The organism is Geminisphaera colitermitum TAV2, assembly GCF_000171235.2.
GTDB classification, from domain to species: Bacteria; Verrucomicrobiota; Verrucomicrobiia; order Opitutales; family Opitutaceae; genus Geminisphaera; species Geminisphaera colitermitum.
Genome location: NZ_ABEA03000171.1, coordinates 1 through 5,099, shown reverse-complemented (window position 1 = coordinate 5,099; position 5,099 = coordinate 1). Strand labels below are relative to the sequence as shown.

Genomic DNA, 5,099 nt, shown 5'->3' with positions numbered 1-5,099 from the left:
CCCCCCCCCCCCCCCCGCCCCCAAAACACACTTCCACCGATCCATCACCCGATCACCGCCATGAAAACACCCATCATCACCCGCCTGCTCGCCGCCGCCATTGCGGCCGGCACCCTGCTCCCCCTCACCGCCCAAGCCTGGGAAAAAGACAAACTCCTCATCTGGATCAACGGCGACAAAGGCTACCGCGGACTCCAGCAAGTCGGCGACAAGTTCGCCAAGGAACTCGGCGTCCCCGTCAAAGTGGAGGCTCCCGAAGGCGTCACCGACAAATTCTTCCAAGCCGCCCAGTCCGGCAAAGGCCCCGACATCTTCATGTGGCCCCACGACCGCCTCGGCGAATGGGCCGACGCCGGCATCCTCAAACCCGTCGATATCGACGCCGCCACCAAGGCCAAAATCTTCCCCAAAGCCTGGGACGCCTTCACCCACAAGCAACGCATCTGGGCCTACCCCATGTCGCTCGAAGCCCTCGGCCTCATCTACAACACCAAACTCGTCACCGGCACCCCGCCCGCGACTCTCGATGACGTCATCAAACTCGCCCCTGACCTCCAAAAGAAAAATATCACCCCCATCATGTGGGACTATGGCACGCCCTTCTTTAGCTGGGGCTTCCTCGCCAGCGGAGGCGGCTACGTTTACAAACGCGGCTCCGCCGGTTACGACCTCAACGACATCGGCGTGAACACCCCCGGCGCCATCAAAGCCCTCGAACAGATTGTCTCTGTCATCAACCAAGGCATCATGCCCAAAGGCACCACCTACTCCGTCATGGAGTCCAAGATGAACTCCGGCGAACTCGCCATGATGATCTCCGGTCCCTGGGCTTGGGGCAACCTCCGCAAAAGCGGCATTCCTTTTGCTGTCGCCCCCATGCTCGGAGCCAACGGCCAGACCGGCAAACCCTTCGTCGGCGTTCTCGGCGCCATGATCAATCGCAGCACACCCAACACCGACCTCGCCGAAGAGTTTTTGAAAAACTACCTCCTCACCGACGACGGCCTGCGCACCATGAATGCCGACGTCCCCCTCGGCGTTCCCGCTCTCCAGAGTTTTTACAAAGAACTCTCCAAAGACCCCGCCATCGCCGCGACCAAAGCCAGTGTCGATGCTGGTGAACTCATGCCCAACATCCCAGAGATGGGCCGCTTCTGGTCCTCCCTTCAAGCCGCCCTCAGCAACGCCACCAATGGGCAAAGCACACCCAAAGAGGCCCTCGACAACGCCGCCGCCCGCATGAAAACCACCCAATAATCAAAAACCTGGTAGGGAGGTCTCTCCGAGACCTCCGTCCGATACCTCCCCCCCTGCGACAAAACACTCCCGACATTCCAACATTGGATGTTCGATGTTCGACGTTGGATGTTCGACGTTCGCGCAAAGCGCACCCACCCTCCCCCCCCCCTTCCCCCTCATGCGTCCCTGGCAAAAAAACCTCTATCACGCCGTCGTCACCCTCCTCGGCCTCGCCCTTCTCTATCTCAGCGCCCAACTCTACCGCGCCGGCTACGCCGGCCTCGGCGTCGGACTCCTTCTCGTGGACGCGCTCGCCGTCACCATCTATGTCCGCGCCCGCGCCTACACCTGGCGCTACCTCTTCCCCGGCCTCGTCGGCTTCGCCCTCTTTGTCATCTTCCCGCTCCTCTACACCGTTTACGTCAGCTTCACCAACTACAGTTCCGCCAACCTCCTCCGCTTCCCCCAAGTCGTCCGCTACTTTCAGGACGAAACCTACCTCGCCTCCGATGCACACTATCCCTTCAAACTCTACCTTACCGGCGAAGGCACCGACACCGCCTACACCTTCGAACTCACAGACGCCGCCGCCGACTCACCCCAAACCTGGCGCACCGACCCGATAAAACTCCCCGGCTCTCCCCAAACAATCCCCGCCACGTCCACGGCCCCTGCGCCATCGGTCGAAGCGCTCACGGTGCGCGACATCATAAAACTCCGCTCCGCCCTCCAGCACATCACCATAAAACTTCCCGACGGTACCCTTGCCACCAATACCGGCCTCCGTGACTTCGCCCCCCGCCACCCCCTCTGGAAACACGACCCCGCTGACGACACCTTCGAAAACCTCGTCACCGGCGAAACCATCCGTCCCAACGACAGCATCGGCCGCTACGTCATCGCCACCCCCGCCACGTCCACCACTCCCCCCCCCCCCGCCGTCGGCACACCCGTCGGCCCCGGCTATCGCACCTGGATCGGCCTCGCCAACTACACCAAGGTTTTCACCGACAAAGGCATTCAAGGCCCCTTCCTCAAAATCTTCATTTGGACGGTCATCTTCGCCCTCGGTTCCGTCGCCTTTTCCCTCGCTGTCGGCATGTTTCTCGCCGTCCTCCTCGAATGGAAAGAACTCCCCTTCCGCCGCGCATATCGCACCCTCCTAATCCTCCCTTATGCCGTCCCCGCCTTCATCTCCATCCTCATCTTCAAGGGACTTTTTAACCAAAATTTCGGCGAGATAAACCTCATCCTTCACGCCCTCTTCGGCATCAAACCCGAATGGTTTGCCGACCCCACCCTCGCCAAACTGATGATCCTCATCGTCAACACCTGGCTTGGTTTTCCCTACATGATGATCGTCTGCACCGGCATCCTCCAATCCGTGCCCGACACCATTTACGAAGCCAGCGCCATCGACGGCTCCAACGCCATCCACGACTTTTTCAAACTCACGCTCCCCCTCATCTTCAAACCCCTCTTCCCCCTCCTCGTTGCCTCCTTCGCCTTCAACTTTAACAACTTCCTCCTCATCTACCTCCTCACCGCGGGCGGCCCCGACATGGTGGGCGCCGCGACACCCGCAGGCCAAACCGACATCCTCGTCAGTTACACCTTCCGAATCGCCTTCCGCGACAGCGCACAAAATTTTGGATACGCCAGCGCCATCGCCACCGTGATCTTCATCATCGTCGCCCTCATCTCCTGGTGGAACCTGCGCAAACAAATAAAAACCTAAGTCCCCTCCCCCCCCCCCCCCCTCACCATGAAAGCCTCCACCCAACGCCGCCTCAAACTCGCTGCAGCGCACGTGTTCCTCATCGGCTTCATCGCGATCATCCTCTTCCCCTTCCTGATGATCATCGCCATCAGCTTCCGCAAAGGAAACTTCGCCCTCGGAGCCCTCATCCCCACCGGGGACAACTTCTCCCTCGAACACTGGAAATACGTATTGGGAATCCCCTACGAAGAAACCGGGGCCGACGGCGCCACCCGTACCGTAAAAGCCACTACACCCGTCCTTGTCTGGTTTTGGAACTCCCTCAAAGTTTCCTGCTCCGCCTCCGCCATGATTATTTTTCTCTCCGGCACCTGCGCCTACGCCTTTGCCCGGATGCAGTTCTACGCCCGTGAGACGCTCCTCAAATCCCTCCTCATCCTCCAAGTCTTCCCCATGGTCCTCGCCCTCGTCGCCCTCTACGCCCTCCTCCAACTCATCGGAGAATTTCTGCCCATCTTCGGACTCAACACCCACCCCGGCCTCATCCTCACCTACCTCGGCGGCGTGGCCGTTTACATCTGGATGATCAAAGGCTACTTCGACACCATTCCCGTCAGCATTGAAGAATCTGCCAAAATCGACGGGGCCACCCATTTTCAAGCCTTCGTGCGCATCCTGCTCCCCATGAGCCTGCCCATCTTTGCCGTCGTGTTCATTCTCAGCTTCATCAGCCACATCTCCGAATACCCCGTCGCCTCCGTCGTCCTCCAAACCGAAGGCCAATGGACCCTTGCCGTTGGCGCGCAATCCTTCCTCTACGAACAAAACTACCTCTGGGGCAAATTCGCTGCCACCGCTGTCCTCTCCGGCCTCCCCATCACCCTCATGTTTCTCATCTGCCAGAAATTCCTCATCTCCGGCCTCACCTCCGGCGGCGTGAAAGAATAACCCGAACCTCCCTTAATTCACCATCTCACCATGGCCACCGTCACCATTCACAACCTCGACAAAACCTATCCCTCCTCTGGCAAGAACCCGGAATTTCGAGCCGTCAAAAGCATCAACCTCGAAATCAACGACGGCGAATTCATGGTCCTCGTCGGCCCCTCCGGCTGTGGCAAATCCACCACCCTGCGCATGATCGCCGGACTCGAAAAAATCACCGCAGGCACCATCCACATCGACGGCGTCGAAGTGAACGACCTCCTCCCCAAAGACCGCGGCATTGCCATGGTTTTTCAAAACTACGCCCTCTACCCCCACCTCTCACTCTTTGAAAACATGGCCTTTGGCCTCCGCCTTGCGCACACCCCCAAAGACGAAATCCAACGCCGCGTCACTGACGCCGCCAAAATCCTCGGACTCGAAAAAATCCTCGACCGCAAACCTGCCGCCCTCTCTGGCGGCCAACGCCAGCGCGTCGCCGTTGGACGCGCCATTGTCCGCAACCCCAAAGTCTTTCTCTTCGACGAACCCCTCTCCAACCTCGACGCCAAGATGCGTGTCCAGATGCGCTCCGAAATCTCCAAACTCCACCTCCGCCTCGGCACCACCATGATCTACGTCACGCACGACCAAGTCGAAGCCATGACCATGGGCGACCGCATCTGCGTCATGAAAGACGGCCTCATCATGCAAGTTGCCGACCCCCTCACCCTCTATCACCAACCCGACAACCTCTTCGTCGCCGGTTTCATCGGCAGCCCGCCCATGAACCTCCTCCGTGGCCGCATCCAAAAAAACACTACAAACAACAACCTGGCCTTCGTCGAAACCCCGCCCGCCGACAACCCTGCCGCAGCCGCGGCCGCCGTCACCATCCCGCTCAACGGCCCCTTGGCCCAACGCGCCGCCAACATCGCTCCGGATAAAGACGTCGTCCTCGGCATCCGCCCGGAGAACATCCACGAACACCCGCACACCCCTGAAAACGTCCCCCTACAGGCCGCCATTGATCTCGCCGAACCCATGGGAGCCGAGACCAACGTTTATCTCAAAACCGCGACAAGCGACCTCATTGCCCGCCTCCACACCGAACGCCTCTTCAACTCCGGCGAACAACTCACCGTGCACCTCAATCTTGCCAAAGCCCACCTCTTCGACGCCGCCACCGAACAAGTAATCCGTTAACCGCACAACC

Annotated in this window: 4 protein-coding genes; all 4 read left to right on the top strand. The window is 59.8% G+C overall.

All coding sequences use genetic code 11. From position 1 onward, the window contains the following. Positions 1 to 60 precede the first annotated feature (60 nt). The 4 genes from malE (at position 61) to OBACDRAFT_RS18980 (ending at position 5,089) form a co-directional block, all read left to right on the top strand. Positions 61 to 1,257 (top strand): maltose/maltodextrin ABC transporter substrate-binding protein MalE, encoded by a 1,197-nt coding sequence (gene malE / locus OBACDRAFT_RS18995; protein ID WP_043588359.1) that lies wholly within the window; start codon positions 61 to 63, stop codon positions 1,255 to 1,257. A gap of 160 nt (positions 1,258 to 1,417) precedes the next feature. Beyond that, positions 1,418 to 2,977 (top strand): maltose ABC transporter permease MalF, encoded by a 1,560-nt coding sequence (gene malF / locus OBACDRAFT_RS18990; RefSeq protein WP_043588361.1) that lies wholly within the window; start codon positions 1,418 to 1,420, stop codon positions 2,975 to 2,977. Between the two features lie 27 nt (positions 2,978 to 3,004). Next, a complete protein-coding gene (gene malG, locus OBACDRAFT_RS18985; protein ID WP_043588357.1) occupies positions 3,005 to 3,907 on the top strand; it encodes a maltose ABC transporter permease MalG in 903 nt (300 codons plus the stop codon). 30 nt (positions 3,908 to 3,937) lie between these two features. Next, positions 3,938 to 5,089 (top strand): ABC transporter ATP-binding protein, encoded by a 1,152-nt coding sequence (locus OBACDRAFT_RS18980; RefSeq protein WP_043588355.1) that lies wholly within the window; start codon positions 3,938 to 3,940, stop codon positions 5,087 to 5,089. Positions 5,090 to 5,099 lie beyond the last annotated feature (10 nt).